At 36.3% G+C, this 25,949-nt stretch carries 23 protein-coding genes and 1 tRNA gene; 7 read left to right on the top strand and 17 right to left on the bottom strand.

The genetic code is table 11. From position 1 onward, the window contains the following. Positions 1-216: 216 nt before the first annotated feature. A tRNA-Arg gene (locus M2306_RS16585) sits at positions 217-290 on the bottom strand. A gap of 12 nt (positions 291-302) precedes the next feature. Continuing rightward, the gene (locus tag M2306_RS16580) at positions 303-755 is read right to left on the bottom strand and encodes a GatB/YqeY domain-containing protein (protein ID WP_002987665.1); all 453 of its coding nucleotides are present in this window, start codon (positions 753-755) and stop codon (positions 303-305) included. 315 nt (positions 756-1,070) lie between these two features. On the opposite strand from M2306_RS16580, the gene M2306_RS16575 reads away from it, so the two are divergent. The 7 genes from M2306_RS16575 (at position 1,071) to M2306_RS16545 (ending at position 8,652) form a co-directional block, all read left to right on the top strand. Further along, a complete protein-coding gene (locus M2306_RS16575) occupies positions 1,071-1,922 on the top strand; it encodes a helix-turn-helix domain-containing protein (RefSeq protein ID WP_259188913.1) in 852 nt (283 codons plus the stop codon). 330 nt (positions 1,923-2,252) lie between these two features. Beyond that, the gene (locus tag M2306_RS16570) at positions 2,253-2,813 is read left to right on the top strand and encodes a hypothetical protein (protein ID WP_115092781.1); all 561 of its coding nucleotides are present in this window, start codon (positions 2,253-2,255) and stop codon (positions 2,811-2,813) included. 227 nt (positions 2,814-3,040) lie between these two features. Beyond that, entirely contained in the window at positions 3,041-3,553 is a 513-nt protein-coding gene (locus M2306_RS16565; RefSeq protein WP_115091795.1) for a hypothetical protein, read from the top strand. An 8-nt stretch (positions 3,554-3,561) separates the two neighbouring features. Further along, complete coding sequence (locus M2306_RS16560; protein ID WP_259188915.1) at positions 3,562-4,095, top strand: hypothetical protein; 534 nt, start codon at positions 3,562-3,564, stop codon at positions 4,093-4,095. Between the two features lie 14 nt (positions 4,096-4,109). Next, positions 4,110-4,901, top strand: a complete 792-nt coding sequence (locus M2306_RS16555) for a fimbrial biogenesis chaperone (RefSeq protein ID WP_259188916.1) — start codon at positions 4,110-4,112, stop codon at positions 4,899-4,901. Beyond that, complete coding sequence (locus tag M2306_RS16550; protein WP_115091798.1) at positions 4,898-5,920, top strand: hypothetical protein; 1,023 nt, start codon at positions 4,898-4,900, stop codon at positions 5,918-5,920. The genes M2306_RS16555 and M2306_RS16550 overlap by 4 nt, the downstream gene beginning before the upstream one ends. Then, on the top strand, positions 5,920-8,652 hold the full coding sequence (locus tag M2306_RS16545; RefSeq protein WP_259188918.1) for a hypothetical protein: 2,733 nt from the start codon (positions 5,920-5,922) through the stop codon (positions 8,650-8,652). The genes M2306_RS16550 and M2306_RS16545 overlap by 1 nt, the downstream gene beginning before the upstream one ends. Before the next feature lie 41 nt (positions 8,653-8,693). On the opposite strand, the gene M2306_RS16540 is transcribed toward M2306_RS16545, so the two are convergent. The 15 genes from M2306_RS16540 to mraZ form a co-directional block, all read right to left on the bottom strand. Then, positions 8,694-8,924: a hypothetical protein gene (locus tag M2306_RS16540; RefSeq protein WP_259188919.1), complete on the bottom strand. Its 231-nt coding sequence runs from the start codon at positions 8,922-8,924 to the stop codon at positions 8,694-8,696. Positions 8,925-9,119: 195 nt separating this feature from the next. Next, on the bottom strand, positions 9,120-9,410 hold the full coding sequence (locus M2306_RS16535) for a hypothetical protein (RefSeq protein ID WP_259188920.1): 291 nt from the start codon (positions 9,408-9,410) through the stop codon (positions 9,120-9,122). A 301-nt stretch (positions 9,411-9,711) separates the two neighbouring features. After that, entirely contained in the window at positions 9,712-11,760 is a 2,049-nt protein-coding gene (gene ftsZ / locus M2306_RS16530; protein WP_115091800.1) for a cell division protein FtsZ, read from the bottom strand. Positions 11,761-11,775: 15 nt separating this feature from the next. Further along, a complete protein-coding gene (ftsA, locus tag M2306_RS16525) occupies positions 11,776-13,221 on the bottom strand; it encodes a cell division protein FtsA (protein ID WP_259188922.1) in 1,446 nt (481 codons plus the stop codon). Between the two features lie 9 nt (positions 13,222-13,230). Further along, entirely contained in the window at positions 13,231-13,968 is a 738-nt protein-coding gene (locus tag M2306_RS16520) for a cell division protein FtsQ/DivIB (protein WP_115091802.1), read from the bottom strand. A 7-nt stretch (positions 13,969-13,975) separates the two neighbouring features. Continuing rightward, positions 13,976-15,325 carry a UDP-N-acetylmuramate--L-alanine ligase gene (murC, locus tag M2306_RS16515; RefSeq protein ID WP_259188925.1) on the bottom strand — a complete coding sequence of 450 codons (1,350 nt, stop codon included), beginning with the start codon at positions 15,323-15,325 and terminating at the stop codon, positions 13,976-13,978. Between the two features lie 3 nt (positions 15,326-15,328). Continuing rightward, on the bottom strand, positions 15,329-16,423 hold the full coding sequence (murG, locus tag M2306_RS16510) for an undecaprenyldiphospho-muramoylpentapeptide beta-N-acetylglucosaminyltransferase (RefSeq protein WP_115091804.1): 1,095 nt from the start codon (positions 16,421-16,423) through the stop codon (positions 15,329-15,331). 6 nt (positions 16,424-16,429) lie between these two features. After that, positions 16,430-17,671, bottom strand: coding sequence for an FtsW/RodA/SpoVE family cell cycle protein (locus tag M2306_RS16505; protein WP_236594206.1), 1,242 nt, complete (start codon positions 17,669-17,671; stop codon positions 16,430-16,432). A 24-nt stretch (positions 17,672-17,695) separates the two neighbouring features. Then, positions 17,696-19,027, bottom strand: coding sequence for a UDP-N-acetylmuramoyl-L-alanine--D-glutamate ligase (gene murD, locus M2306_RS16500; protein ID WP_115091806.1), 1,332 nt, complete (start codon positions 19,025-19,027; stop codon positions 17,696-17,698). A gap of 3 nt (positions 19,028-19,030) precedes the next feature. After that, positions 19,031-20,242: a phospho-N-acetylmuramoyl-pentapeptide-transferase gene (mraY, locus tag M2306_RS16495; protein WP_115091807.1), complete on the bottom strand. Its 1,212-nt coding sequence runs from the start codon at positions 20,240-20,242 to the stop codon at positions 19,031-19,033. A 16-nt stretch (positions 20,243-20,258) separates the two neighbouring features. Next, positions 20,259-21,713: a UDP-N-acetylmuramoyl-L-alanyl-D-glutamate--2,6-diaminopimelate ligase gene (locus M2306_RS16490; RefSeq protein WP_115091808.1), complete on the bottom strand. Its 1,455-nt coding sequence runs from the start codon at positions 21,711-21,713 to the stop codon at positions 20,259-20,261. Beyond that, positions 21,710-23,722 (bottom strand): PASTA domain-containing penicillin-binding protein, encoded by a 2,013-nt coding sequence (locus M2306_RS16485; protein WP_115091809.1) that lies wholly within the window; start codon positions 23,720-23,722, stop codon positions 21,710-21,712. The genes M2306_RS16490 and M2306_RS16485 overlap by 4 nt, the downstream gene beginning before the upstream one ends. Further along, a complete protein-coding gene (locus M2306_RS16480) occupies positions 23,713-24,072 on the bottom strand; it encodes an FtsL-like putative cell division protein (protein ID WP_002987710.1) in 360 nt (119 codons plus the stop codon). Before M2306_RS16480 ends, M2306_RS16485 begins: the two co-directional genes overlap by 10 nt. Continuing rightward, entirely contained in the window at positions 24,069-24,980 is a 912-nt protein-coding gene (rsmH, locus tag M2306_RS16475) for a 16S rRNA (cytosine(1402)-N(4))-methyltransferase RsmH (protein WP_259188926.1), read from the bottom strand. The genes M2306_RS16480 and rsmH overlap by 4 nt, the downstream gene beginning before the upstream one ends. Further along, positions 24,973-25,431, bottom strand: a complete 459-nt coding sequence (gene mraZ, locus M2306_RS16470) for a division/cell wall cluster transcriptional repressor MraZ (protein WP_181816734.1) — start codon at positions 25,429-25,431, stop codon at positions 24,973-24,975. Before mraZ ends, rsmH begins: the two co-directional genes overlap by 8 nt. Between the last annotated feature and the right edge of the window lie 518 nt (positions 25,432-25,949).

The raw sequence follows: 25,949 nt of genomic DNA, 5'->3' as shown, positions 1-25,949 counted from the left end.
TGTAAACCATCTTGAACAAGACACTAAAACATCGTTTACTAGAAAGATAAACAGAAACGTAATTTCTCTTTATAGCTGTATTTTATTACACAACAAAAGTAAGATGCTATGCATGCATAAAACATGATTTTTATCACTTTTTAGAAAAAATAGCTTAAAAAACGTTTTTTTCATAAAAAAAAGCACTTATGAGATTCATAAGTGCTTTTTTTATTGCGTCCGCGGAAGGGCTCGAACCCTCAACCCTCAGAGCCGAAATCTGATATTCTATCCAATTGAACTACGCGGACCAACCAAAAAATTTATTTTGTCAATAGTGTTTTTACTATTGTTGAAATTGTCTTTCCATCAGCTTTACCAGCTAATTCTTTCGATGCCATTCCCATTACTTGTCCCATAGCAGCCATACCTGCATGATTTCCATCAGCGATAATTTTAGCAATAATTGCTTCTACTTCTTCGTTAGACAACTGTGCTGGTAAAAATTGTTCGATAACAGCTACTTGTGCTAATTCAGGTTCTACTAAATCCGCTCTTCCTTGTTCAGCAAAAATAGCTGCACTGTCTTTGCGTTGTTTTACTAATTTTTGTAAAATCTTAATCTCTTCCTCTTCGCTGATTTCTTCTTTAGAACCTGATTGAGTTTGCGCTAATAACAATTCTGCCTTAACTGCTCTAAGTGCTTCTAAAGCGATACTATCTTTTGATTTCATGGCGCTTTTCATCGCATCCATAATACTTGCTTGTAAACTCATATCTTATTTATTTGATTTTGCAAAGATATAAAAAAGCCGAGAAAACAAGACAAATTCGCTATTTTTACTTTCTATTCTCCCCACATATTCATTCTTCTTTTATAAAAAAATTTAAATTATTCCTTTTTTGAAGAAATAATTCCCTCTTCTTTATAGTACTTCCCTACTCAAAAAAAATCAAAAAAAGAAAACGGCTGACTTTATTTAGTCTCGGTAAAACGTTAAAATAGAGCGAGAACCCTTCATATTCCATAGAAAATTCTATTTTTACAGTCAATAAAATATTTTAGAAAACACTATTTACCCCTTCTTATAATGTTATCTTCTATTGAACTAAAATCCATTTATGGATTTGATGCTGGCACAGCCACTTATCTGACTGAAAATGATTATCTTTTTCAACAGCACAACGACGTATATCAATTGCTTTGGTTGCAAAAAGGAAAAGTTTCCGTGATCATGTCTACCAACAAAAAAGAATTGACAGAAGGCGACTGTTTATTTCTGGGTAAAAATGAATTATTTCGCTTAACCGCTGACGAGAGCTATTCCCTCTGTTATGTCCAATTTACGGACAACTTCTATTGTCGCACGGAAGTAGATCGTCACTTTTTGGATAAATGTGTCTTTTTTGACAATACCAAAGCGATTAATTCCATTACACTGAAACCGGAACAAACGGCTTTTGCGCAATACTATTTTATTTCATTACTGAAATTACAAAGCAAAACGTACAGCAATTTGAATTATATGACTGCTCATAATATTATTGAGCGCGTCTTACTTTTCATCATGGCTTGTCATATTAATACCTATGTAGAGTTTAATAAGGAAAAGTTATCTCCTGCTCAACTTAAAAATGTCATTAAGTTTAATGAACTGATTAAAACCAATATTCGAAAAGAACGCAACGTACAGTTTTATGCAGATCACATGAATATTTCAGTTTCAAAGCTTACCGAAATTAGCAAGGATATTTATGGAACAACGCCTAAAAAGATTATTGCGAGTTCCGTAGTAAATGAGGTAAAGCTATTATTAAAGCACACTCCTTTGACAATCAAAGAGATTGCGTATGAGTTAAACTTTGAAGATTCAAGTAATTTCACACGCTTTTTCATTAAAGCAACAGGACTGAGTCCCAAAGAATACCGCGAGAGTTTATAACGTATATTCTCTTTTATAAAATTATACAGGCACCAATGAGTTTCATTGGTGCTTTTTTTACGTCCGCGGAAGGACTCGAACCCTCAACCCTCCGAATTAAAATCGAAAAGCACATTTCAACACTTCTAAAATCTTTCCATTCGCGACAACAAAACCGAATTAAATTCTCAAAACACGACTTCAAACCGTATTTTTAAGTAAATATTCACTAATTAAGAGAAAAATGACAATTTTTTAGTGAGATTAGACCTTTATTTAGAAGCTAACCTACTATACATTTGTCCTATCAAAACAAGTAAAAAAAACACTTTAAAAAAAAATAACAAAACGATGAAAACAACCTTCAAATTAGCATTAGTAGCCGCTTTATCTTTTATCAGTGTAACATCATTTGCTCAAGAGGGCAACAAAAAAAGTTCAAGCACTACCAACTTAAACGTTAATTTGTCAGATGTATACGAACTTAACGTAACAAATGCATCTGTAACTATCCCGATGAATACTGTTGAGCAGTTTCAAAAAGGAAGTACTTCTGGAGAATTAAAAAATCACTTAGAAGTAACAGCTACTCAAAAATACGAAATCAAAGTAGTAGCAAGTAGCGATTTAAACAACAGCGGTGTAACTATTCCAGTAAACACTGTAGAAGTAAGAATCAAAGGAAATACCAACTTAGCTGAAGGAGCAGCACCAAACAATTTCACTGCCTCTCACAACATTGCGCAATTAGCAACAACAGAAAGTACACCTTTAATTACAACTTCTGCAGGTACAGCAAAAATGGGATATGCAGTTGAGTATGCTATTCCAGCAAGTCAAACTTCTGCTTATACAGACAAAAAAGAAGGAACTTACACTACAACAGTGACTTACAATTTATACGCATTATAATATAAAAAGCGCCCCAATTTTATCTACTGTTGCTACATCTTTGCAACAGTAGATTTTTTTTGTCTGCTCCTTTCACTGGGTCAACACGTGTTCAAACAAATCGCTTAGGTCGTGCTAAAAAATTGAGAAGTCTAGCTTCTATTTCACCTTTAAGGTCTTTATTTTAGAGAAATCTGCTTAATTAATTCGATTTTTTTTGCTAAATTTAACCTAGATAATTTGATACAATGCGAAACATATTAGCCCCTTTATTCCTGTTGTTTAGTTTTGTTCTATCTGCGCAAAATTCAGCTCAAAGTAACCTTAATGTTATTTTGAAACCCATCCAATCGATTAAAATTAACGATCAGCAACAACACGTTAATTTATCTTTTGAAACGGTTGAGGATTATACCAAAGGAAAAATCAGCAATCAAGCAGATCACATCGAAGTGATGAGTAGTGGAACCTATGAAATACGCGTAGTTGCTCAAGCTCCTCTTATGCATGATGCCGATGAAATTCGAGTAGAACATATCGGACTCAACCCTAGCTTAGGTGGTATTGGTGATTTTAGAGATAATATTACGCTTCTTCCCGTTTCGCTTTCTATGCGCGAACGCAATATGATCCAATCGAATGCAGGGGATGTGAAACGAACTTTTAATGTTTCGTACAAAATGAATGCCTCTGATGAATTATTAAATAAACCAGTAGGTACTTATAGTACTGTTATAACCTATACTATTTTATCTTTGTAACAATATACGTGTTTAAAAAAACTCTATTTATCTTAACTTTGTTACTTACCACTTCTCCAATCTTAGCTCAAATTGGTTCTGCTAAGTCTAAAATTGTGCTCAATTTTCGAGAACAACAGTCGTTGGTAATTAGTCATCCTTCTGTTGACATAAACCTCAACAAAGGTGCTGAATACGCTAAAGGTGTAGAAACAGGTATGCTTAAAAATCACTTAATCATCCAATGTTCCACTCCTTACGAATTATCGGTACGTTCCATTAATGCGTATTTCCAATATGAAAATTCGCTTTCTGGTTTACCCGTATCCATCATTCGCATTAAACCGAATATCACCACATCTACGGCTTTGGATTTTCCGTTACAACTACATCCCGTTGATCTGACCATCAATCCACAGCTTATTATTCAATCTAATAATAGAGGGAATAGTCAACAAATAGATGTCAATTATACAATACCCGTTCAAAATATTGGTCAAACATTAAATCAAAAAGCAGGAAGTTATCAAACTACAATTGTTTATACTTTATTGCCCCATTAATTAATTGCTTTATAATGAGAAAATTATTTTATCTAGTCTTTCTTTTGAGTTCAATTGTTTCATTTGCACAAGCGGGATTATCCATCTCTCCTGGAAAAATGTATTTTCGAAATACGGCGGGTACGGTTACTACACAAAAGGTACGTATTGCAAATCCCAATGATAAAGCAGTTGAAGTAGGAGTTTCTTTAGGAGATTGGAATTATGATACCAATGGAAGTAATCACATTGCGGAAGCTAATACCTTGCGTAATTCTGCTTCCTCTTGGATTCAGGTTTTACCTAATTCTTATTTTGTAATTGAACCAAATGAGATCAAAGAGGTAGAGGTAATTTTGAATGTTCCACAGCAATTAGATGCTGACACACCAGTACACACAGCAATGATTTTCTTTACGCAGTTAAATCCGGGGAATGCAGTAGACGAAAATGGAGCTGCAATAAAAGTAACGGTTCGCATGGGATTAAAAGTATATCATGCCAATCAGAATAATACAGAATCCGTAGAGATTACAAATTTAGAACCAAATAAAACGACAGATGGCCAGCGTGCAATTGATGTTTCGTTTCAAAATAATGGGTTATTGTGGAGTGATGGAAAAATCACAGCTACAATATTTGATCAACAAACAGGAGAAAAACAAGCCTTGAATACGCTTGATTTTTACAGCTTACCTGATGACTCGAGAAAACAATCTTTTCCTTTGCCGCAAGATTTAAAACCAGGCACCTACACTTTTATAGTACAATTGACTTATGGAAAAGACAATACTGTAAAAGTAGCCGAACTTGATTTTACCCTATGAGTTTCAAACAAAAAATTTTTTTAGCACTTGCTTGTTGTTTGCATACCTTTATTTATGCACAATATGACCTCAATGTATACGATGGTGGGCAATTGGTATTAAACTCCTATAACGATTTAAAATTTGGCAAGTCGGAAGAACGACAAATTTCGGTTCAATTTAGAAGAAATTTTAATGTAACTGCCCCTGCCAAATGGAAGATTACAGTTCGTTTACTCGATGATTATACATTCGAAAACTATAGTGTTCCAGCAGAAAATTCGAGCTTAAGCATCAATAGACAAAGTGGTAATTTCAATCAAATTTCATTTAGCAGCATAGGACGAGATTTGCCTTTGAGTAAGTTTCAAGAAAGCACTATTGTAGAAAGTACAACAGCACTTCCGGAAGGGAACTATTACACCCTATCTTTTAACCTAGCACTAAGAGGAGGCGTGCATCTTTTAACCATTCCCAATGGCATCTACCGCAGTACTTATGAGTTTTCACTCTATGATACAACTTCGGGGAAAGATGTTTTACTCACTCGTCGAACTTCCTCACCAGGAATTGCGCGATTCCAAGTGAATTATGTAGGAAATCACGGGGATCAAGTGGCTGAATTGCGCAATGGAGCCAATGAATTTATTTTTAATTTTGATTCTCCAGAAGACATCGTTAAGGGTAAAAAAATTACCATCAACAATGCTTTATATGTTCGAAGCTATCAAGGGCACCAAGTATTGGTTAAAACAGCTGATAATTTACTATACAACACAACGATGTCTAATAGTATTCCTGTTTCTGTTTTAAAACTAAAAGCCACATTAAACAATATTCAAGGCGGAAATGCTTCTGAGGTTACCTTATTTGGACCACTCTCCTTATCGGCTCAAGAACAAGCCTTGGCTTCTTTTCCGAGATGGAGTCAATCCATGTCCTACAATTTGGAATTGAGTATTCCTCCCAATACCAAAGAACTACAACAAGCAAGTGGAAGATATGAAACCTATCTTTATTTTATAATTGTTCCGAATTAATGGCTAAAAAGCTTTTTATCTTCTTTTTCTTTTTACTTGGTTCATCTTCGTTGTGGGCACAGGGGGCATCTGTTTTTTTAAAATTTACCTCTACTGCTTCCCAAGCCGATGAACTAGGTCATGTTACTGCTACGTTGGAACTATCCAATTTGGGGCAATCTGCGTGGACAGGAAATCTAGGGATAGAAAGCAATGCCAAATCCATTCGCATTTCGAGTTCGCCAACAAAAGTAGTGCGATTAAATCCTGGTCAAAAAATGTTTGTGCCCATTATTGCACAAGTAGACCAAAGTACAGCAATGGAAGGAAACTTATCCATCAAAGCTAAATTAACCGCTGATTTTGGTCCTTCTATTCCTTGGGTAGAACAGCCTATTTTAATTCAAAAGAATCGACGCATTCTACTTTTAAATGTAGAAAATCAACTCCAATTTCAACAAATTGGAGACAGTATCTATTTGAAAGCTTTGATTCAAAATAAAGGAAATACAACAGAGAAAGTTCACTACATTCTGACCTTACCTTCTCAACTGTACAAAGATAAAACCTTAGCCCTTGATTTTGCCCTTCAACCACAAAATGACACCTTACTTTCCATTCAACAACGCATTAGCAAAGAGGCTTTTAAATTAGAGGATTTCGATATTAGCGCGACTTTGTTATATGAAAATGGCGATTTTATTGCTCGTACCAATTATGCTGTTAGTTCTTTAAAATCAAAACGTCGCTATAAAGCAGAAGACCAAAACCTTGCCTATGCAGCACAGTCCAATACGGTAGAATTAAACCGTGTAATGGGAAAAAACGTACTGGGGGCTACACAATTGATTGGTTCAGCGACCTTACAATTTACAGAGAAAACGCAATTGGGGTTAACTGCTGATTTGATTCATTGGGACAAAGAAAATAAAATGAATTTGCGCTACTTCCTTGCTGACTTTCAAACAGAAAAAGCGCAAGTACAAGCGGGTAATATCTTTCAATCGGGTGAGTTCTCTCAACAAGGACGCGGAATTCAAACGAATATTAAAGTGAGTGATTCCCTCTATATTCAAGCGGGGTATTTAGATAAAACATACCTGATTACCGACCCGAATGATCGTTCTATTGGCTATAATACTTGGGTGGGATTCCAATCACAAAAGAATCGCTGGAAACAGGCACAATTGTATTACGATGTCAATCATCGCTATGATGAAAAGAAAATACTAACGTACAATAGCTTTACTTTATGGAATAAACCGACTATTCAGGCGGATATAAATCAAGGGACTTCTTTACTACAAGCAACAGAATCCAAGCAACTAGGGCTTTTTGTCGGGTTAAATTTATATGCCAACTTCAATAAGTATCAGGTACAACACAACAGTTTTTATAGTAGCCCGTATTACGGAGGTATGCGTCAAGGGGTTTCTCAAGTAGCCACGACTGTTCGACGAAATTTTGACCGACACAGTGTTGGAATCGTTCAACATTTTATTGATTATGCGCCAAAATACAGTTATACTAATTCCTATAATGCAAAACAACAATCCAATACGGTGGGGCTCAGCTATTCGTATCGATTCGCAACAAGTACACTTGCTGTAAGTCCTCAATATGTCCATGAGAAACGCTATAATTACCACACTACGGCTATGGAAGATTTATATGCAGTTCGACTCAATACAGCCTTTACGAAAAGTAACTTCTTAAAAGGCTTAGGGTATAATGCGTCTATTGATTTAGGGAATTACACAACAGAAACAGAACTACAAGAGCGCTTACATTATCGAATCAACCTGGGATTAAACTATAAATACTTTGATTTTGGGTTGAGTTACCAATACAATTACAATAACTTAAGCGAACTTATTAATGCTTCTTATTACGATGTGCAAACGCTGAATACCTATACTAACTTAATGATTATGGGAAACTATAGACAGCGTTTTTTCAACAATCGCTTAGGCATTCAATTCAGTAGTTACTATACTCATACGACTACAAGTGGTGATTTTTGGCAGTTTAATACCCGTGTCGAATACAAGCTTAAGAAAGACTTTGATGTTTATATCACGAATTACAATAATTATGGGGGTTATTCTTCTAGTAACCAAACCAATTATGTACAAGTGGGATTGATTAAACAATTGATGCCTTATAAATTCTATGAGAAATCTTATAATTTAAAAGTACTCGTATATTATCAAGATGAAGATCAAACCTTAACACCGGCGAACCATCGCATCGTAACTATCAACAACAAAGCGTTTGTTACAACCGATGAAGGCACTATTGAATACAAAAAACTACCTGCAAATACCTATACGATTCAAACACAAAATGACAAACACTGGTTTGCACAGGTTGAAAAAATTCAATTGAATTCAGATGTGACGCATATTATTTATTTAAGGCAAACGACTACCGTAACAGGAAGTCTTGCTTATGAATATACAGCGAATTCATTCTCTATCAACAAGAACTTAGCAGGACAACGCATAACAGCACAAAACACCCAAGGAGAAGTATTTACTACCTATACATCAGATGAAGGTAAATACGCCTTTTATTTGCCTAAAGGAGATTATATCTTAACTGTATATCCAGAACATCAGAATCAGGTGGATGTAGTGGAAAATGCAGTTAAAATCAGTACTGCAGTAGGTGAATCCAGAGAGGTATCATTTACCTTGAAAGTAAAAGAGAAAGAAGTTCAGGTTAAAAAATTCAAAGCGGTTAGTTTCTAATCTTAAAAAAGGCTTTCCAAATGGGAAGTTTTTTTGTTGTATCAGGGTCTAACCTCAGCCTCACTACAGTTGATTTTATGACTATTTATCGTTTTATCAATAGCAATCCAAGCATCATCTGCAATGACTTTAATAGTATACGTAATCAGAATATTCCCTCTACAAGGTTCTTCTGTTCTAGCAATTAATTCTACGCCATTGCTTTCATCTGCATTGAATACATACGAACTTATCTTTATTTTATCCTTGCGTACGATCCATTCTTTTTCCATAAACGTCAAATTCAATATTTGGTTGGGCTCCACTAACGTTGGAAAACGAAACCGATATAAATCCCTAGGATAATTAACCCTATAATACGGTTGTGATTCCTGCTGATAATGTAGATTTAATCCCATACCATCTCCTCGATTAACAAAAAAAGGCAAGATTCGATCTTTCCAAAGGTACACTTGGTACAGATAGCCTCATTCCGTCTTTTGCTTAGGATCCGCATATTCTACTACCACAAATTCCCTTCCCTTTTTCGCATCAGACCAGGGAGTATCCTTATAATCACTAGCTTTAAAATCACCCGTCACGATCTTCTCACCAAAGGTAACAGGCGTGCTTGTGGTAACGGCGTAAGGTTGTGTAAACTCCAACTTCCGTAGAACTTCATCTGCGGTATATTTGGATTTCACAAGCGTTGGACTGAGCTGAGAACAAGAAGTAAAAGCAATCCATACACAAAATAAAAGAGGGTATATTTTTTTCATCATCACGATTTTATATTAAAAAAAGAGACGACAATTTATAGTAAACCAAGTAGTTGTGAAAATAAATTACAGAACACATTCAAATAAAAGAAGGTGTTTATTAAACAATTCGAATAAATATTTGAATACAGTAACGAATTTAACATACTATCCTATACAAAAAGCAACACCGCTACTTCTTATTTTTATCCTTAACTAGCGTTTTTAAAAAGAAGATAAAACATCGGTATAAAAAAACAGCAGTAAACGTACGTTTACTGCTGTTTTTTAAATTATAAGTAATTACCTAAAGGTTTCTTTCTTAATCTACATTATCGTGTAAAAATGAGTTGTTTGATCTCAATTTAGGATCATTATTCCCATCTACACCGAATGATATTCTAGACTTATTACTTTCGTCATTTACATCTTCCAAATCAACTCCTAAGCGTTTATACGCAGGCTCTTTTTCTAAATCTGAATAATGAGCTGTTGAATTATTGAATTTGTAATTGAAGTCTTTCATTTTTCTTCTTCGCTCTGCCGCTCTGCTTCTCAATGTAAATTCTTCAATACTCATTTCTGTTGGATTCATCTCGTCGTAATCTTCTGTAGAAGCTTCTACCTCTACTTTATTTACAACTGGAGCACCTTCTGAACGTACAGAAAATTTAAATTCCTCTGCAATTTCTTCGGTGTGATTCACTACTGGTTTAGCTAAAGATAACTCTTCTTCTTTATCCATGTAGTCTTCTAAAGAAAAGCGAATAACTTCTTCTTTCTTTGCCGCAGACTGAGCTATTGCATCATTTGCATGGCCTACTACTTCCGCAGCAGATACTTCCATTTCAGCTAATTCTTCATCGAAATGGTACACAATTGGTGCAGCTACTTCTTGTTTCTTAGGCGTAACAATGACAAACTCAGGGTCAATTACTTGAATATCTCTGATGTCTTTTTGTTTTGAAGCCATCGGATCCTGTTGGTTGTGCTCTTGTGTTCTTTCTTCTGCTTTTGGCGTTACAATTTCGAAGAACACATCTAAGTTAGAAGCGTCTACTGATTTTCTTTCAAACACAACCTCATCTACTTCCCCTACCGGTTGTGTAGGAGCTGTTGGCCCGCCGAAATCATCATCGTCATCTCCTTCTTCGTAATCATCCTCTAACGTAAAAACTTTTCTTGTCTCTATCTCGTAGTTTACTTCTTCTTTTTCTACTGAAAGTTCGCTTGTTTCTGGAGTAGAAACGCGCAACGGTTGATCAGGTGTAGTAAATCCGTAAGAAGATACAGCAGCTGTTTGCGTTAAATCACGCACTACCTTTTGCTCTTCTTCTAACGTGTGAATTATCACTTTTGGTTCAGATGAATTTACGATACTTTTTTGTTGCTCGTAATTAAATCCCGTAGCAATAATAGTAACTGAAATTGCTTCTCCTAATGATTCATCTTCACCAACCCCCATAATGATATTTGCATTATGACCTGCTTCAGTTTGGATGTGATCATTGATTTCACCAATTTCATCAATTGTAATTTCATTTGTTCCAGAAACGATTAGTAACAATACGTTTTTAGCACCTGAAATTTTATTATCATTAAGCAATGGAGAATCTAACGCATCAATAATCGCATCTTTTGCTCTATTGTCTCCTGATGCAGTTCCAGATCCCATAATAGCGGTACCGCTATCAGACAATACTGTTTTCGCATCTTTCAAGTCAATATTTTGCGTATAATGGTGCGTAATAACTTCAGCGATACCACGGGCAGCAGTTGATAATACCTCATCTGCTTTGGAGAAGCCAGCCTTAAAGCCTAAGTTTCCATATACTTCACGTAATTTATTGTTGTTGATGACGATTAGAGAATCCACTTGTTTTCTCAATCGATCAACTCCTTTTAACGCTTGTTCTTGACGTACTTTCCCTTCAAATTGGAAAGGAATCGTCACGATACCAACCGTTAATATATCTCTTTCTTTTGATAGTTGTGCAATTACAGGAGCAGCACCTGTCCCTGTACCTCCACCCATACCCGCAGTGATGAACACCATCTTGGTATTGGTATCTAGCATTTTCTCAATTTCTTCTATACTCTCTAAAGCAGATTGTTGTCCAACTTCTGGGTTTGCACCCGCACCTAGTCCTTCCGTTAGGTTAACCCCTAACTGAATTTTATTAGGAACTGAACTATTCTCTAAGGCTTGTGAATCCGTATTACAAACGATGAAATCAACGCCTTTAATTCCCTGCTTAAACATGTGATTGATCGCGTTACTACCTCCGCCACCTACACCAATTACCTTGATAACGTTTGATTGGTTCTTAGGCATATCAAACTTTATTCCTCCGAAATCTGTATTCTCCATATACGTATCGTTTTATTATTCTTGCTTTTCAATAAATTCTTTAATTTTTCTAAAAAAGTTCCCTATGAAACTACTTTCGAAGCGATCAGCTGTACTTGTACTTGGCTGTCCTTCTTTTTGTTCTTCCTTAGGTTGTGAGACCGTTTCAACACGAGGTTGAATAACGCGCTCAACAGGCTCTTTTTGCGTGTTTACCACTTCTTCTACAGCAGAAGGATACACGACCTTTCTTTCTTCTGGTTTTGATTCAACTTTGGTTTCAACAGCTTTTAACTCTTCTACTGAAACAGCACCTCTTTTGCGGTGTTTTTCACTTTCCATCACCAATCCAACTCCCGTTGCATATAATGGACTTGAAACTTCTAAACTTGAATCTCCAGCTAAATGCTCATTTGGATATCCAATACGGGTATCAATACCTGTAATATATTCGACTAATTGTTTAATGTGTTTGAGTTCTGAACCTCCTCCTGTTAAAACAATTCCTGCGATTAATTTTTTCTGTGGATTTTCATATCCATAACTCTTAATCTCTGAAAAAACCAATTGAATAATTTCTTCTACACGAGCATTTATAATCTTCGAAAGATTTTTTAAAGAAATTTCTTTGGGTTCTTTTCCTCGTAAACCTGGAATAGAGACAATTTCATTGTCCTTATTTTCTCCTGGCCATGCAGAACCGAATTTTACTTTTAGAATCTCTGCTTGACGCTCAATAATCGAACACCCTTCTTTGATATCTTCTGTAATTACGTTTCCTCCAAAAGGCACTACAGCAGTATGGCGGATAATCCCATCTTTAAAAATAGCTAAATCCGTTGTACCTCCACCTATATCAATCAAAGCAACTCCTGCTTCTTTCTCTTCTTGGCTCAGTACTGCTTCTGCAGATGCTAAAGGTTCTAAGGTAATCCCCGCTAGTTCAAGGCCCGCATCTTTGATACAACGTCCTGCGTTCTTAATCAAAGCTGCCTGACCAACAACTACGTGAAACGTAGCTTCTAATCGACTACCATACATTCCTACCGGTTCTTTAATTCCCGGTTCTCCATCTATTTTAAATTCTTGTGGTAAAACATGAATAATCTCTTCTCCTGGTAACATACTCAATTTCTGCACCTGATTAATCAACTGTTCAATATCTTTATCTCCAATTACCTCATCAGGATTTGGACGACTAATATAATCACTGTGTTGAATACTTCTGATGTGTTGACCAGCAATACCCACTACAACATTTTTAATCTTATAACCTGCTTGAGTTTCTGCATCAGCCACCGCATGTTGAATCGATTGAATGGTTTGTGTAATATTATTCACCACTCCTCTTTTCACACCCAAACTCTTTGCTTTTCCTAAACCTAAGATTTCGAGCTTCCCGTATTCATTTTTTTTACCAATCATTGCAACAATCTTCGTTGTCCCAATGTCTAAACCAACAGCTATATTTTCTTTTTCCATACTCAATTTTTATTTTGAACACACCACTTGTTGGGTAAATTTCAGATTGATTTTTTTATAACTATCTATATCTATATTCTCATTCATTGCATACTGCATAAAAGCTTTGTAATTCATAAGTTTTCGTTCCATTTCATTGAAACTTCCAAACAAAATTTGGAACTTATTTACTCGACTTTTCAAATAAATCACTTCATCAGGTTGAATACTAATTCCTGTGATTTCTTGTTTTAAAAATTCATCGCCATTAATCACGTCCAACATGCGCTTTAATTCGCCTTGTGCTTCATTCTTAATGTTTCCTTCAACTAGAACTACGCGTTCTGCATAATTATCAGATAAAGGCATTCGACTTCCGTTTTCATCCAAATAGTACGATTCTACTTCTCCCACCACACGTCCAATCGCTTTTTTTTGATTGACTTCAACTTTTAAAACCCCATCAATGGTTACATATACCTCCGCTTCTTTAATCAGTTTATTTTGTAATACCCCTTTTTCTAACGTATTTAAATCGACTGTTGTTCGGTCTTGAGCTATAATGTTACCACTTTTATTCGTTACAATATCTTTTACATCACTAGAAGTTACAAAATGTGTTTCTTCTCCTTTAAAAATAATATCTACTCCTTTTAAATTTCGGTGTGTGCTTCGGTCATTGCTAAAAGAATATAAAAACAATAAGACTCCTAGCATCATCAAAATGCGCAAATCTGACCATTTTATTTTCTTCAACAATTTTTTCATTTTTTTTTTATTTTCCTTCTAAAGCTATTTTTATGTCTTGCACCATTTCTCCAATATCACCTGCTCCAATCGTCAGGATGATTTCAGCATCTGATGCTTTTAAATGTGTAATTAATTCCTCTTTAGCCACTAATTGCTTTTCTTTTGACGTTAATTGCGCTAACAATTTTGCTGAGGTAACTCCCTCGATTGGCAATTCACGTGCAGGGTAAATATCCAACAATATCACATTGTCAAATGTAGATAAAGCGGTTGCAAATTCATCCATAAAATCTCTTGTTCTACTGTACAAGTGTGGTTGAAACACAGCTACAATCTTTTTATCTCCGTGCATTTCGTGAACGGCCTGACTTGCAGCTTTGATCTCTGTTGGATGATGGGCATAATCATCAATGTAAATTAAATCTTCTCGTCTAATTTTATACGAGAATCTTCGGCGTACACCGCGGAAGCTTTTCAACCCTTCGACCAATTTTTGTGTATCTACTCCATAGTCACTTGCCATTGCAAAAGCCATTAGTGCATTAGACAAATTGTGTCTTCCTGGTAAACCAAAAGAAACATCGTGAATCGTTTCCTTCGGTGTTACGATATCAAACACATACCATCCGTTTACTACTTTTATATTTTTCGCTTGATAGCTACAATCCGATCCGAATCCAACTTGGATTCCAGCTAAGTCTACCACTTCTGTAACAAATAATTTATTTGCTTCTGGTAAACGTTGAGCAAAATCTTTAAAAGCAACCAACATTTCTTCTGCCGTTCCAAATATATCCAAATGATCTGCTTCTGTTGAAGTGATACAGGCTACATTGGGGAACAAACGCAAAAAAGAACGATCAAACTCATCTGCCTCTACTACTGTAATTGTTTTACCACTTCCGATTAAATTGGTTTGGTAGTTTTCGACTACTCCCCCTACAAACGCGGTAACATCTAATCCTGCTTGAAATAACAAATGTCCTAAGATACTTGTTGTCGTCGTTTTACCATGTGTACCAGCTACTGCAAAACAGTAGGTGTCTTTGGTAATAATTCCCAATACTTCTGAACGTTTCTTGATTTCAAATTGATTTGATTTGAAATAATTCCATTCTGAATGTTCTTGTGGAACTGCAGGCGTAACTACAACTAACGTTGAAGCTACATCTTTATAATTTGCGCGAATTAAGTCTACATTATCTTCATAGTGAATCTCAATTCCTGCGGCTTCTAATTCTTGTGTTAATTGCGTAGATACTTTATCGTATCCTGCAACTTCTTTTCCAATGAACTTAAAATAACGAGCTAAAGCACTCATACCGATGCCTCCTATTCCTATAAAATATACGCTCTTAATGCTATTCATATCCATTTCTTACTTCTTCATTAATTCTACGATCTGATCTACTATATCTTTTGTTGCTTGGGGCAAAGCTAATTTTCTAAAATTTTGTCCCAGCTCCATTTGTTTTGCTTTATTGTTAAACAAGTCTTTGAACGTTGTGACAAACGTTTCAGCTAACTCGCTTTCTTTAATCAAAAGTGCGGCATCTTGTTCGACGATGCTTCTCGCATTTTTGGTTTGATGATCTTCTGCTACATTTGGTGATGGAATAAAAATCACTGCTTTTCCAACCAATGCAAGCTCCGATACCGATGAAGCCCCTGCACGAGAAATAATGCTATCTGCGGCTGCATACGCTAAATCCATGCGGTCTAAAAACGCGCGAACTTTTACTTCTGCAGATTCATACTGCTTATACTCCTCATAGTAGAACTTCCCACATTGCCAAATCAACTGTATACCCATTTCTTTAAATAATGGCAGTTGTTCTTCGATCAATTGATTAATTCTACGTGCACCTAAACTTCCTCCTAAAACCAACAGCGTATTTTTTGATTGATCCAATCCAAAATAGGCCGTAGCTTCTTCTCTTTTTGATGCTACATCAAGTAATCCTTGACGAACAGGATTACCTGTTTTTATTATTTTGTGCTTCGGGAAGAATTGTTCCAATCCATCGTACGCCACACATATTTTATCTACTTCTTTACCTAGGAGCTTATTTGTAATACCTGGAAACGAATTTTGCTCTTGTACCAGTGTTGGGATTCCTTTTCCAGCAGCTACTTTTACCACAGCTCCACTAGCAAATCCTCCTGTTCCAATAACAACATCCGGTTGAAATTGCTTGACAATCTTTCTTGATTTCTTTAAGCTACTTAACAGCTTAAAAGGAAACATCAAATTGTCTAGTGTCAGTTTGCGTTGAATACCAGAAATCCACAATCCTTCGATAGGATATCCTGCTTCAGGCACACGTTGCATTTCCATTTTTCCTTCTGCCCCTACAAAAAGAATATCAGCTTCAGGAAATCTCGCTTTCAATTCATCGGCAATTGCCAATGCAGGAAAGATATGCCCTCCTGTTCCTCCTCCACTTACAATAAACTTTGGTTTACGTTCCATTTGCTTTTATTCTTCTAAAGTATTTTTTTCTAATCGTTCGATATGTAAATCATGTAGCATTTCTTGTTCCAATGCTTCCTCTTCTTTTTTCTTTTGTTCTTCGGCTTGTATTTCTGCTTCTTTCTTGGTTACACTCAAGATTACGGCAATAGCAAAACACGTCATCCAAATAGCGGTTCCTCCACTACTGACTAGCGGTAAAGCTTGTCCTGTTGTAGGTAAAAGCGAAACGGCTACGCCCATATTAATTAATGCCTGAAAGATGAGATAGAATCCCAATCCGGCGACTAATAATTTTCCAAAGAGCGTAGGTGCTTTATGTACCGCAATTAAAAAGCGATAAAACAGCAAAAGGTAAATTCCCAAGATGGTTAACCCACCGAATAATCCCCATTCTTCCACAATGATGGCATAGATAAAATCCGAAGACGACTGAGGTAAAAAGTTTTTCAATACACTTTTACCAGGTCCCACCCCGAATAAGCCACCATTAGCGATAGCCATCTTTGCATTTTCCACTTGATACAAATCACGTGTTCCATCATCCGGTCCGGTAAAGCGGTCAATACGACTAATCCAAGTATCCACACGATTGGGAAATGCCCCTGGAAAAGCTTTGGCCACTAACACAAACATCAGCATTCCACAAGCGCCGATTCCGATGATGGACAGCAAGTATTTAAAAGGATATTTTCCGATAAACACCAATACACAGACCATACAAAAGATCAAAGCAGCTGTAGAGAAGTTGGCTGGTAAAATCAATCCTATGATAACTAATACGGGAACCCATAATTGCCAAAAGGATGTTTTAAAAGACACGACTTCATCTTTAATGCCGGTGAGGTATTGCGCCACATACATCAACAAGATAATTGCTGCGGTAGAAGAAGGCTGAAACTGCCCTAATAGGGGAATCTTCAACCATCTACTTGCATTGGCTCCTCCAATTGTATTTCCTTTCAACAAGGTGTACAACAAGATCAATGCAATAATGGGCATACCAATAATGGCGATCTTCCGAAAGAGCGCATAGTCTCTTTTGTGAAAATACCACATGATGCAAATTCCAATAAATAAATGAACGAAATGTCGAAACAAGTAATCAGTCGTTGCCTTTCCCGTTCCGATGGTATAAACTAGATTCGTACTTGCACTATAAACTGGTAAAAAAGAAAGCATGGCCAATAAAATTGCTAATGCCCATATAATTTTATCTCCGTGTAATAATGAAAGTAATTTTTTCATCATCTACCTCTAATTTATCTATTGTTATAATTTCATTACTTCCTCCTTGAACTGTCTTCCTCTATCTTCATAGCTGGTAAACAAATCGAAACTTGCACAAGCTGGTGATAGTAAAACAGTATCTCCGCCTTCAGCTAAAGCTTTTGCCTGAACAACTGCATCATGCATTGATTGTACTTCTACTAAATCATCTACAACCTTTTCATATGCCGCTTTTATTTTTTGGTTATCAATACCCAAACAAACAATTGCTTTTACCTTTTCACGTACTAAAGGCATCAACTCATCGTAGTCATTCCCTTTGTCTACACCTCCAACAATCCAAACCGTTGGTGTTTTCATGCTTTCTAAAGCGAAGAAAGTAGCGTTGACATTGGTTGCTTTCGAATCGTTAATATATTGAACGTTTTCTAATTTCAGTACTTTTTCTAAACGATGTTCAACTCCTTGAAAATCTGACAAACTTTCACGTATTACATTTTTTCGAATTCGCTTTAACTGTGCTATTGTTGTTGCTGCCATAACATTTTTTAAGTTGTGCATCCCCTCGAGAGCCACTTCCTTAATAGGTAATACAAATTTTTCATCACTCATATTCACTATAATTTTATCGTCTTCCACATAAGCCCCTTCTTCTAGTTTATGTTTAATAGAAAAAGGTAATTTATGTGCTTTTACCTCATGTTCGCTCAACCATTTCTGAATCTCTACATCGTCATAATCATAAATCAGGTAATCCTCTTCGGTCTGATTCATCGTAATTCGAAACTTTGAAGCGATATAATTCTCATATTTATAGTCGTATCGATCTAAATGATCTGGACTAATATTAGTGATTACTGCAATATGGGGTCTGTAGGTTTCGATACCATCTAATTGAAAACTACTTAACTCCAAAACATAACATTTTGCAGGATCCACCTTCACTTGCTCCGCATAACTTTGACCAATATTTCCACCTAAGCCGACGTTTAATCCGCCACGGTGTAAAACATGATATGTTAACATCGTAGTTGTCGTCTTTCCATTACTTCCTGTAATAGCAACCGACAACGCGTCATTAAAAGGATAAGCAAATTCTATTTCAGAAATTACTTTAATTCCTTCTGCTACAATTTTTTTTACGATTGGCGCTTTATCTGGAATTCCAGGGCTTTTTACAACTACATCTGCATTTAATATCTTCGCTTCTGTATGTTGTTGTTCTTCCCAATCGATATGATGATGTATAAGAACTTCTTTATATTTTTCTTGGATGATTCCATAATCTGAAACGAAAGCGTCATATCCTTTTTCAATAGCCAATAAGGCTGTTCCAACGCCACTTTCTCCTCCACCTAAAATAACCACTCTCATGTCTTATCTCAGTTTTAATGAAATCACACAGAATACACCTAAAAGAATCGCGATAATCCAAAAACGGGTAACGATTTTACTTTCGTGGTATCCTTTCTTTTGGAAATGGTGATGTAGGGGTGACATTAAAAATATTCGCCTTCCTTCACCGTATTTCTTTTTCGTGTATTTGAAATAACTCACTTGCAATACTACCGATAGTGTTTCTGCAAAAAACACAGCACATAACACTGGAATCAATAACTCCTTGCGCACTGCTATCGCTAATACTGCGATAATTCCTCCGATGGTTAAACTTCCTGTATCACCCATAAATACTTGAGCAGGGAATGTATTATACCACAAGAATCCAATCAATGCTCCAATAAACGCGGAGACAAAGACGGTCATTTCCCCTGAATTGGGGATATACATGATATCGAGGTAATTTGCAAAAATTACGTTCCCCGATATAAAGGCAAAAATACCCAACACAAAAGTGGATATCGCAGAGGTACCGGCGGCTAAGCCGTCTATTCCATCTGTTAAATTCGCCCCATTAGACACCGCTGTTACAATAAAAATGACGATAGGAATAAAAATCAACCAAGCATAATCTTTTGCTCCTTCTCCCATCCAACTGATTAACATGCTGTAATCAAACTCATTATCTTTAAAGAAAGGGATGGTTGTTGCCGTAGACTTCACATCGTATTGACTTATCGCCACTTCACTTAGCATGTGTTTCGATGGTACTTCTCGAACTGTAACCGCTGGGCTGAAATATAAAACTGCTCCAACAATAAGTCCTAAACCAACTTGGCCCACCACTTTAAATCGTCCTTTTAGCCCTTCTTTATCTTTCTTAAATACTTTAATATAATCATCTAAGAACCCAATAGCTCCCATCCAAATGGTTGTCAAAATAAGTAACAATACATAGATATTATCTAATTTCGCAAACAATAATACAGGGATTAAAGTTGCAATAATGATGATAACACCACCCATTGTTGGGGTTCCTGATTTTTCTTTTTGTCCTTCTAAACCTAGTTCTCTAACTGTTTCTCCAATTTGCATTTTTCTCAAACGCGAGATAATTCGCTTTCCGTAAATAATGGAGATCAACAAAGAGAAGATCATCGCCATACCTGAACGAAAGGTAATATACTGGAACACCCCTGCTCCAGGTATCTTGAAAAAACTTTCTAAGTATTGAAATACGTAATACAACATAACTATTTTTCCTTTTCTATAGTTCTAAAAACTCCTTTACTATTTCTAAGTCACTAAAATGACTTCTTACTCCTTTTATCTCTTGATACGTTTCGTGCCCTTTCCCTGCAATCAATATAATATCACCTGCAGTGGCTTGTTGACAAGCTAGTTTAATCGCTTGTTTTCTGTCTTCAACCACAACCGTTTTCATTTTGTTTTGTGGTTCAACTCCCGCTTCAATATCTTCCAATATCGCTGCAGGTTCCTCAAATCGAGGGTTATCTGAAGTAAAGATTACTCTATTACTCAAATCAGATGCTATTTTACCCATTTCTGGGCGTTTTGTTTTATCTCTATTCCCACCACATCCAACAACCGTAATCAGTTGCTCATTGTTGGTGCGAATGCTATTAATTGTTGCAATAACATTAGCTAAAGCATCCGGAGTATGAGCATAATCAACAATTGCTGTCACCTGTTTAGATGAAACAATGTATTGAAAACGACCTTCCACACTTGCTAACTTACTCAAGTGTACCAATGCTTCTTCTTGTAGCACGCCTAATTCTACTGTTGCACCTAATACCGCCAATAAATTAGAGGCATTGAATGCACCGATTAGCTGTACCCATAATTCTTGCTGGTTGATTTTCATCAACATCCCAGAAAATTGACTTTCTAGAATTTGCCCTTTGTAATCCGCCATGTTTTTCAACGCATACGTACAAACCTTTGCTTTGGTATTTTGTACCATTATAGGGCCGTTTTTATCATCTAGGTTGGTCAAAGCAAAGCTTGTTTTTCCTAACTGATCAAAGAACATTTTTTTTGCATCGCGATAAGCGGCAAATGTTTTGTGGTAATCCAAATGATCATGCGTCAAATTCGTAAAAATTCCTCCTTCAAAATGAAGTCCGAACGTACGATGTTGAACCACGCCATGTGAACTCACTTCCATAAAGCAGAATTCACATCCTTCTTCTGCCATTTGATTCAAATACGCATTAATGGTAATTGAATCAGGCGTTGTATGAGAAGTTTCGTAAAGCGCTGCTCCTATACGAATATTTACTGTTGATAGTAATCCTACTTTATACCCTAAACTGGTGAACATATTATACAACAATGTTGCGATTGTTGTTTTTCCGTTCGTTCCCGTTACACCAACTAATTTTAATTTATGTGAAGGATTGTCATAGAAATTAGCTGCGATAAGCGCTAAAGCTCTGTTGCTGTCTTCTACAACAACATAGACTACACCTTCTATCAAATCACTTGGCAAAACTTGACATACAATAGCCGTTGCTCCTTGCTCAATTGCTTGCTTGATATACGCATGCCCATCCACTACTTCACCTACTATGGCAATAAACAAAGTGTTTGACTTCACTTGACGTGAGTCAAAAGTCAAATGGTCTATTGTTGCATCTGTCGATCCAACAATAGACTGTATTTCTACTTTGTATAATATGTCTTTTATCTTTTTCACGATAGTTCTAAAACTACTTTTTGATTCTTATCTATTTTTTGTCCTGCTAGTATTGATTGCGTTTTGACTTTTCCTACCCCTTTGACTTGAACTTTTAATCCTAAGTTCTCCAATAAAGGCAAGGCATCCATGACTTGCATTCCTCTTACATCTGGCATCATTGCCTCTCCAAATTGATTTTGTACCAAGAAAGATTGATAACTTTCTACAATACTCGTTGGTACCTCATTGGAGTCTCTCATTTCTTTTGTTGTAGGGACATCTGTATAAATTTTCTGCGCAATTCGCTTGAATACAGGTCCTGCTACATCCGCTCCATAATAACTCTTAGATCGATCAGGTTTATGAATCACGACGATACAAGAATATTTTGGGTTATCAGCTGGAAAATATCCAGCAAAAGAAGAAGAATAGTACATGTCTGAACCATATCCTTTTCCTTTTCCATAATTCACCTGTGCGGTTCCTGTTTTACCAGCCATAGAAAAGTTTGGTGAGTACAGTTTTCTACCTGTTCCTTTTTTCACTGTATTTTCTAAAATCGCTCTCGCTTGATGAATAACATCCGGTGAGGCAATTTGTGGGTTCAACACAACCTTATCAAATTTTTGTATCGTTTGATCAAATTCTTTGATTTCAGACACAAAATAAGGTTTGACCATTTCACCATCATTAGCTACTGCATTATATAAGGTCAAAGTTTGCAAAGGCGTTACTGATAAACCATATCCAAAAGCCATCCAAGGCAAAGCCAATCCGCTCCATCCTTTTTTTCCTGGTTTAGGTACATAAGGAATTGCTTCTCCTTTTATTTTTAATCCCAAGGGTTTATCCATCCACAAAGAGCTCAAATAATCCGTAAACACTTTCGGATCATTTTTAAATGCTTCATCTACTGCCTGTGTAATTACAGTATTCGAAGACAATTCAATTCCCCTTGCTAAAGAAACTTTACCATATCCTCCATGTTTGGAATCGCGTACTCTTGCATTATAAAAGCGAACCACTCCCTCATTTGTATCATAAATACGAGCTGTATCTATTTGCTTTTTCTCTAACAATGCTAAAAGTGAGGCTAATTTAAACGTCGAACCAGGCTCGTGTTTTTCTCCCACGGCATAGTTTACCGTTTCATAGTATCCTCCCGTTTTCTCATCTCTTCCAAGATTTGAAATTGCTCGAATAGCGCCCGTTTTCGTTTCCATTACAATCACACAACCGTGATCTGCGCTGTACTTCTCTAACGATTGCAACAAAGCGTGATGCGCAATATCTTGAATGTACACGTCAATAGTTGAGATAATATCTTTTCCATCGATCGGTTCAATTTCATTCTCGTCATTAATTGGTTTCCACTGATTCTTCGCTAAGCTTTGCATTTTACGCTTCCCATCATATCCACTCAGATAATTTGTAAAAGCGCCTTCAATTCCAACTCTTCCGAATGTTCCATCTTCATTCTTGCGTTCATACCCAATGGTACGTTTGGCAATTCTTCCGATTGGATGCTGGCGAACCGTTTTTTGAGAAGAAATAAAACCTCCACCATTTCCTCCTCGTTTAAAAAGAGGAAAATTTTTGATTCGCACATATTCTACATAGCTCAAATTTCGAGCGATAAGAATATATCGGCTTTTAGATGCTCTACCTTTTCGCAACATATTTTCATAATATGCGCTTGGTTTGCGAAACATCACAGCTAGCGAATCCGCTAATGGCTTTACTTCTTTTTCAAAGTTTTCTTGTTTGGGTGCAACCCCGTCAAAACGTATTTCAAAGACCGGCACTGATGTGGCTAATAAGCTTCCATCAGCAGAATAAACATTTCCTCTATTGGCTTCTATTATTTCTTCTTTCACTCGGTTTTCACTTCGCGCTTTTTGACGAAGCTCACTCCCTTCTACTCCTTGAATTAATAGCATCCTATAAATTACCCCTCCTGCTAGTAGCAATACTATCGCAGTGACGACATAAATATTGACATAAATATTTTTGTTACCTAGGGCCATAGTTTATTCCAAAATGTTTTATTGTCTACCTCCCTCAACACCTTAATTTTTTGTGGTGGTGTTTCAGAAGGATATATTCCTTCTTCTTCTAATTTTCGAGTAATTGTCGATTCCATTTTCAGTTCCATAAGTTCTGATCGCGTTGCGACAAACTCAGCACGGAGCATTTTCACTTCGTGGGTTAATTTTCCAATTTTAAACACTTTCGATTCGTATCGTTGGGTGTTTCCAATCAGTATCATTCCTAACACAATCACATATATAATAAAGGCCCACGTCTTCGCGGAATTCTCGTTCACGAGAATTTTAGCTTTTATTACATCTACTGGACTTGCTATTGTTTTTTTCATTTTTTCTCGGCAATTCTCAACTTCGCTGATCGAGCTCTGTTATTTACTGCTATCTCTTCTTCTGTTGGAACAATGAGTTTTCCTAATTGTTTCAACGGAACTTCAAATCTTCCAAACATGTCGCGTTCTGGTTCCCCTTCAAACATTCCATTTTTCATGAAGCGCTTTACCAAGCGATCTTCTAATGAATGATAGGAGATCACGCTCAACCTTCCTTCTGGCTTCAGCACCCCAACACTTTGCTCTAACAATTCTTTTAGCACTTCAATCTCTTGATTTACTTCAATTCGAATAGCTTGATACACTTGCGCTAAAATTTTAGCTGTTTTGTGTGCAGGTAAAAATCGAGCTAATACTTGTTTCAGTTGATCTGTATCTTTTATCTCTCCGTTTGCTCGTGCATTTACAATTGTATGTGCCATTGCACCCGCATTGTTCAACTCTCCATATACGCTCAACACATATCTCAAATCTTTCTCATCATAATCATTGACTACATGATACGCTGATAATTCACCTTTTTGATTCATGCGCATATCGAGGTCCCCTGCGAAACGAGTAGAAAAACCGCGTTCTGCAACATCAAACTGATGAGACGAAACACCTAAATCTCCTAAGATTCCATCTACTTCGCGTACACCATAAAATCTCAAATAGCGTTTCAAGTGTCTAAAGTTTTGATTAATCAAGACAAATCGAGGATCGTCAATTGCATTTTTCACTGCATCATCATCCTGATCAAATGCGAATAATTTTCCATTTTCACCCAAGCGGCTCAAAATTTCCCTTGAATGTCCGCCACCACCAAATGTCACATCCACATAAACGCCATCGGGACGGATATTCAATCCATCCACTGTTTCGGTTAACAAAACAGGTCTATGATATGCGTATAAATCTTTACTCATCAAAACTAATATTACTCATTACTTCTTGCGCCAACGCTCCAAAATCAAAATCATCCGGTTCTAAAGTAGCTTCATACAGGTCTTTATCCCATATTTCGACGATATTCACTTTGGATGCCATTACGATTTCTTTCGTAATACTTCCAAACTGCAACAGATCCTTTGCAATTAGCAAACGACCTGCATCATCAATATCTACAAGTTTAACTCCCGCCATAAAAGCGCGAATAAACGTATCTACTTTTTTATCAAAAGGATTCAGTTTGTTGATCTTCAACATCATCTTCTCCCACTCAGCCATTGGCCACAATTCCAAACACGTCTCAAACACCGATCTTTTCAGCACAAAACCATCGGCCATAGCAGGTAACTGCTTCTTCAAAGAAGCAGGCACCAATACCCTACCTTTGGTATCGACTTTACACTCGTATGTACCAATAATCGACGTCAAAATTTGTTTATATATATATACTTAGCAAATGTAATTATTTTTTTACCACTTTTACCCACTTTTACCCACTTTGTTAATAAGTTTTCTAAAAATCGCGTATTTACTGACTTCAATAGCCGAATTAATTGCTTATACTTAGCCGTTTTTACATCAAACTCCTTGATTTGAACATACTTATCCCTATACTATTCGGCGTTTTTCACCTCGCAACCTGTCATTATTTTTTTACCATTGTTTTAACTCAAAATCTCTTTTTACAACAATCATTATCTAATTTATCTACCAAAAACGCCGAAACTATTTTTTGCAAAAAACGACGTTTTTTCACCTCAAATTCTTTGCATTTTATATGTTCCTTTTTCGAGCAACAGTCCCTATTTTAATCTCTTTTTTAGTCAAAAAAAGTTGATTTAATGCATATTTTGAGAATCTTGTTTACTTTCAAAAGGATTTTGCCTTTTTGAGGTTCAATCCCTCTTCTACTCAAAAGAAATAAAGCAAGAACAAAAGAACTTTAC

The sequence above is a fragment of the Myroides gitamensis genome (assembly GCF_029894455.1).
Classification (GTDB): Bacteria; Bacteroidota; Bacteroidia; order Flavobacteriales; family Flavobacteriaceae; genus Flavobacterium; species Flavobacterium odoratum.
This window is presented reverse-complemented; position numbering and strand designations above follow the sequence as displayed.

What these genes read in the sequence shown, in the direction of transcription:
- mraY (WP_115091807.1), bottom strand. Translation starts at nt 20,242, where the DNA reads ATGTTGTATTACGTATTTCAATACTTAGAAAGTTTTTTCAAGATACCT.
- M2306_RS16555 (WP_259188916.1), top strand. Translation starts at nt 4,110, where the DNA reads ATGAGAAAATTATTTTATCTAGTCTTTCTTTTGAGTTCAATTGTTTCA.
- murD (WP_115091806.1), bottom strand. Translation starts at nt 19,027, where the DNA reads ATGAGAGTGGTTATTTTAGGTGGAGGAGAAAGTGGCGTTGGAACAGCC.
- M2306_RS16545 (WP_259188918.1), top strand. Translation starts at nt 5,920, where the DNA reads ATGGCTAAAAAGCTTTTTATCTTCTTTTTCTTTTTACTTGGTTCATCT.
- ftsA (WP_259188922.1), bottom strand. Translation starts at nt 13,221, where the DNA reads ATGGAAAAAGAAAATATAGCTGTTGGTTTAGACATTGGGACAACGAAG.
- M2306_RS16535 (WP_259188920.1), bottom strand. Translation starts at nt 9,410, where the DNA reads ATGAAAAAAATATACCCTCTTTTATTTTGTGTATGGATTGCTTTTACT.
- M2306_RS16565 (WP_115091795.1), top strand. Translation starts at nt 3,041, where the DNA reads ATGCGAAACATATTAGCCCCTTTATTCCTGTTGTTTAGTTTTGTTCTA.
- rsmH (WP_259188926.1), bottom strand. Translation starts at nt 24,980, where the DNA reads ATGAGTAAAGATTTATACGCATATCATAGACCTGTTTTGTTAACCGAA.
- M2306_RS16505 (WP_236594206.1), bottom strand. Translation starts at nt 17,671, where the DNA reads ATGAAAAAATTACTTTCATTATTACACGGAGATAAAATTATATGGGCA.
- M2306_RS16485 (WP_115091809.1), bottom strand. Translation starts at nt 23,722, where the DNA reads ATGGCCCTAGGTAACAAAAATATTTATGTCAATATTTATGTCGTCACT.
- M2306_RS16480 (WP_002987710.1), bottom strand. Translation starts at nt 24,072, where the DNA reads ATGAAAAAAACAATAGCAAGTCCAGTAGATGTAATAAAAGCTAAAATT.
- M2306_RS16570 (WP_115092781.1), top strand. Translation starts at nt 2,253, where the DNA reads ATGAAAACAACCTTCAAATTAGCATTAGTAGCCGCTTTATCTTTTATC.
- ftsZ (WP_115091800.1), bottom strand. Translation starts at nt 11,760, where the DNA reads ATGGAGAATACAGATTTCGGAGGAATAAAGTTTGATATGCCTAAGAAC.
- M2306_RS16550 (WP_115091798.1), top strand. Translation starts at nt 4,898, where the DNA reads ATGAGTTTCAAACAAAAAATTTTTTTAGCACTTGCTTGTTGTTTGCAT.
- M2306_RS16520 (WP_115091802.1), bottom strand. Translation starts at nt 13,968, where the DNA reads ATGAAAAAATTGTTGAAGAAAATAAAATGGTCAGATTTGCGCATTTTG.
- murC (WP_259188925.1), bottom strand. Translation starts at nt 15,325, where the DNA reads ATGGATATGAATAGCATTAAGAGCGTATATTTTATAGGAATAGGAGGC.
- murG (WP_115091804.1), bottom strand. Translation starts at nt 16,423, where the DNA reads ATGGAACGTAAACCAAAGTTTATTGTAAGTGGAGGAGGAACAGGAGGG.
- M2306_RS16575 (WP_259188913.1), top strand. Translation starts at nt 1,071, where the DNA reads ATGTTATCTTCTATTGAACTAAAATCCATTTATGGATTTGATGCTGGC.
- M2306_RS16580 (WP_002987665.1), bottom strand. Translation starts at nt 755, where the DNA reads ATGAGTTTACAAGCAAGTATTATGGATGCGATGAAAAGCGCCATGAAA.
- M2306_RS16540 (WP_259188919.1), bottom strand. Translation starts at nt 8,924, where the DNA reads ATGGAAAAAGAATGGATCGTACGCAAGGATAAAATAAAGATAAGTTCG.